Source organism: Streptomyces sp. NRRL WC-3605 (genome assembly GCF_001509795.1).
Taxonomy (GTDB): Bacteria; Actinomycetota; Actinomycetes; order Streptomycetales; family Streptomycetaceae; genus Streptomyces; species Streptomyces viridochromogenes.
In genome coordinates this window covers 1-4,331 of the sequence record NZ_LLZN01000089.1, presented here as the reverse complement: position 1 = coordinate 4,331, position 4,331 = coordinate 1, and the positions used below count along the sequence as shown (strand labels likewise).

Below are 4,331 nucleotides of genomic sequence, written 5' to 3'. Positions count from 1 at the left end.
GTGTCTGGGTGTTCTGGGCCCAGCACCCGCTGCCGGTCGGCCAGCAGTTCTTCCAACGCCGTGACAGCACCCGCAGCATCCCCCGCCCTTCCCCTGTAGTAGGCAAGATTCAGACGGGTGTTGAGGGTTCTTGGGTGCTCTGGGCCCAGCACCCGCTCCCAACCGGCCAGCAGTTCTTCCAACGCCGTGACAGCACCCGCAGCATCCCCCGCCCTTCCCTGGCAATCGGCCAAGTTGTGCCGGGTTGCGAGGGTGTCTGGGTGTTCCGGGCCCAGCACCCGCTGCCGGTCGGCCAGCAGTTCCTCGTAGGCCGTGACAGCACCCGCATCATCCCCCGCCTCACTCCGCCAGCTGGCAAGGGTGTGCCGGACGGTCTGGGTTTCTGGGTGTTCTGGGCCCAGCACTCGCCCCATCTCTGGCAGCAGCTCCTCTAGGGCTGTGACAGCACCCGCCGCATCCCCGGTCTCACCCCTCCAGTCGGCGAGGTTGTGCCGGGTTACGAGGGTGTCTGGGTGTTCCGGGCCCAGCACCCGCTGCCGGTCGGCCAGCAGTTCCTCGTAGGCCGTGACAGCACCAGCAACATCCCCCGCTTCCCCCCGCCACATGGCGACCTGGTTCCGGGCGATCAGGGTCTCAGGATGGTCTGGGCCCAGACAGATGTGAGCAACGCTTGCCAGTTGCTCGAAGTGCCGGACGGCGGCTGTGACCTGACCTGCCTCGCCGAGGCTCCGGCCGGAGCGGAAGAGCACCAAGTGAGCCTCATCGGCTTGGTACAGGGACTCTTCATCCTGGCGCCTAAGCGCTTCGGCGTTGGCGCGCAGCGCCTGGGCTAGGGCAGTGTCCCTCTCGGTGTCCGGCCAAGCGGCGACTAGGGCATCGGCGGCTGCCCAGGCGGTCTTGCTGCGTTCCTGGCGGGCAAGCGCATCGCGGGCTGCACGTTGGACGAGTTGGTGGACGCGGACCATTGGGTGGGGGGTGTCAGAAACATGGTCGACCAGGCTTAGCCGATGCAGTGCCCGCAGCGCACCTGTGGCGTCCTGAGCTGTGGCCTCCCTGACAGCAGCAACGGTGCGGTGCTGAGAAATATAGGCAAGGGCAGGTGGGCTAGCGAGGATGGGCATGGGGATGCCATTGGGGTCGAGCACGGCTACTAGCTGCAGCATTGGGCGAGCGAGGCCCATAGGCGAGAGCTGATCGGCGCGATCCAGGGACAGCGACCAGGTGGCGGCGACGGCGGTGGGTTGATCGTCGGGCAACCCGGAAGGATCGGGTAGCAAGTTGGTGAGGGCGCGCCCTCGGTCGGTCAACTGGTGTCGGTAGGTAGCACAGTCCAGGCCAACGTCGATGAGGTAGGTGGCGGCCTGGGAAAGCGCCAGCGGCAGGAGTCCGAGGTCGTGGGCGAGGCCGACGAGTTGGTCGGCAGGCTCATGACGGTCGTGCGCGGCCAAGGCCGTGGTGAGGTAGGCGGTGGCCTCGCTCTCGGTGAACAAGCCCACCCGCACCAAGCGACGGCCATGTCCGGTGACGGCGGCATCGCGGCGGCGGGTGGTGACCAGGGTGCGACCGTGGGGGCTAGCGGGGGGCCACAAGCCGCGAAGGTCAACAGGGTCGGCAAGGTCGTCGAGAACCACCAGCCAGCGGCACGTGGTGCCGGGTTTCGGTTCTAGCCAAGCCAGGAACTCGCGAGCAGCGACCTCGGGGGTGGTGGGGTCGGCGCCGAGTACCTCTACCGCGGCTTGGGCGTAGCCTGCGACGATCGCGTCGCGTGAGGCGGCGGTGACCCAAACCAGCAGGTCCAGCTGCCCGGTCTGCCATAGGGTGCGTGCGTGGTGGGCGGCGAGCTGGGTCTTGCCGACTCCGCCCATGCCGGCCATCACCTGACTCAGCACCGCGGTGCCGCCGCTGTCCACCGCGTGCTTCAGCTGCTGGGCGGTGCCGCGGTCCTGGAAGGAGTCGGCCTGGCGGGGTAGCACACCGACCTGGTGCGGCCAGGTCACGGGGGGACGCGGTGCGGCGTGATAGTTGATCGCACCGGCGGCAATGCTGTGATCGAAGGCGTTGACGCTTCCCGGCCCGCCGTTGGGCCCTGGGGCGGGAGAGAGAGTAGCCGGTCCGCTCAGCCTTGGGGCGGATCCGGCGTCGGAGGGGGGCCAATGCGTGCACCCCCGTGGAGTACCCCGGCCGCGATGGAGTTGTCCCTGGCGTGAATCTTCACGTCGCGGCCGGCGCCCAGTCCGCCCTGCCCTACCGCCACCCCGATCTGCGGGACGTACTCGGCCAGCAAATCGCGCAGCTGGTCGGCGGCGCGGTCGCGCTCTGCCTCGTCCAGATCCTCCAGGACGGTCTCGACGCGAGCCTGCCAGGAGACCTCCTGGCTGATCCACATCCGTTCCGCCTCGGCCGGGTCGGTGGTCTGCAGAGCAGTTGCGGTCTGGTCAAGGCGATCCAGTGCTGCCTGTTCCCGCTGGGCGTCGCCCTGTCCGAACCAGCGCGCTACCGCCTGCCGAAACCCGTTCCATGCATCTGTCCCCGCAGCTTGCACCACTGCGGTGCCGCCAGCCGCAGCCAGCGGTGCCAGCGCCTCCATCAGCATCTTTTGGCCTCCTCATCTGAGTGGCCCTTCTTAAAACCGTAACGCTGTTCGAGATGCCCTGCACGACGCGCCCCGCGAGAACACCCCCGCGCGCCGCCCGACGGGTGCCGCTCTGGTTCCACCGGGCACAAGGCCATAGAAAGCCCTCATTTTTGCTGGTCAGATACACTTCTGCTTTCCTGACTGTCTGCCGGACAGCCCGCCCCCGTGAAAGCGCGAGGCTAGAACCGTCTCCCGCCGTGATCACGGCTCTGACATGGGGGATCAGGTCGTCGCGACGAGCGTGTTCCGCACGCCGGAGTTGTCGTAGCCCAACGTGTGCACCAGTGCCACGCCGTCCTTGCCGGTCACGTCGCCGACCCCCTGGGCCGCGGCGAGCAGGTTCTTCGGGTCCACCCTGGACTCGAAACGCCTCCAGGAGGCCGAGCGGCCCGACGCGGGCGGCAGGTCGCTCACGAAGCTCGTGGACGCCCGTCACGCGTTGTCCCTCAGCCCCTGGACCTCGGTCGGCTGTCTCACGGCCTTCCGCCGTGCCTGGGGCCTGTAGCGGGCCTCGTGCGCCGTCGTCGACGCTCACCGCGAACTCCGGATCCTGCGGCGGCGGAGGACCAGCCGTGGACCATGGGGATCAGTGCCTGGCTGTCGTGCAGGTTCGCTGCCGGGATCATGCGCCAGGAGGGGATTCCGGCCGGATGAAGTCCTCCGGATTGTGGCTGGACCACATCTCTCGCGTCCGCTTGGGAGGCAACTCCACACCGACCAGAGGCGTGTCGTCCGGATGGTGGAAGACCGCAGACCGCGCGCTATAGGCGGACCGTTGGTTGAAGTCCCAAGCCAAGGCTGCACTTGGCGGCTTCACGCGGTCCGGAATTCCGGGGGTCGACATCATGAGCGCCACCCGCCTGTCGAGTGGGATCACGACCGCATGCGCCGTCGCCAGCCCCACACCCAGCCAAGTCGGTGTCCTAGGGTCGCGCACGAGGGTCACGGGGTGGTCCGACGTGATCAACGCTTTGCGTTTGAAGCGGTACAGCACCCAACCGCGCTGCATCAGGACATCAGCTGCCGTCGGGATGCCGCTTGCCATGCTCGCTAAGTGATGCAGAACCGGGGCCTTCGCCGTGTAGCTGGAGAAGTCGGTCTTCTCAGCCCACTTCCGCTCGACCTCTTCGTCAGAGACAGGTCCTCCAGATTCCACTTCGAGTCGTTTACGTAGCTCCGGCTTCCCTCCGACCGCCAACGTGATCTTCGTCAGGTCGTCGAACATCTCATTGGCAGCCTGCCGCCTGGCCGGAACCCGCAGGTACTGAGCAGCGGTCCAACCTGCCATGATCTTTCGTTCGGGTCCTGGCAGCGGCCAGCAGTCTTCTTCGACCACCATCCGGAGCACACGGGCGGCATCCCCTTCCAGCTTGGAGAGTGCGATCTCAACAGAGTCATCCAGCTGTCCGCTGTCACCGGGGTATGAGTAGAAATCGTTATGCACCGCGACGTCCTTTACGCCGCACGGGCGAGGAGCTCGCTCGCCGCCGAGAGGTACGCGCATGATCCGCTCGTCCGCGTTGGCGAACCGCTTCAAGTAGAACCGGGGCACTGTGTGGTGCCGGCGGCTCGACGACCGTCGCCCAGGGGACTCTCCCATAGGCAGACGGTACGCCTTTCGCGCTCGAACATGCCTCATGTGCCTTACAGGCTTGCCGGCCAGCTACGAGCAGGTTCGCTTGACAACCCTAGATAA

4 protein-coding genes are annotated in these 4,331 nt (G+C 67.0%); all 4 read right to left on the bottom strand.

Going from position 1 to position 4,331, the window contains the following annotated elements:
* Positions 1-1,997 (bottom strand): tetratricopeptide repeat protein (locus tag ADL34_RS28605; protein WP_063892372.1); only part of this gene is annotated, 1,997 nt, incomplete at its 3' end.
* Positions 1,998-2,116: 119 nt separating this feature from the next.
* Complete coding sequence (locus ADL34_RS28600) at positions 2,117-2,593, bottom strand: hypothetical protein (RefSeq protein ID WP_062673889.1); 477 nt, start codon at positions 2,591-2,593, stop codon at positions 2,117-2,119.
* Positions 2,594-2,857: 264 nt separating this feature from the next.
* The gene (locus ADL34_RS28595) at positions 2,858-3,049 is read right to left on the bottom strand and encodes a hypothetical protein (protein ID WP_062673887.1); all 192 of its coding nucleotides are present in this window, start codon (positions 3,047-3,049) and stop codon (positions 2,858-2,860) included.
* 208 nt (positions 3,050-3,257) lie between these two features.
* Entirely contained in the window at positions 3,258-4,235 is a 978-nt protein-coding gene (locus ADL34_RS28590; RefSeq protein ID WP_267891524.1) for a DUF4238 domain-containing protein, read from the bottom strand.
* Positions 4,236-4,331 lie beyond the last annotated feature (96 nt).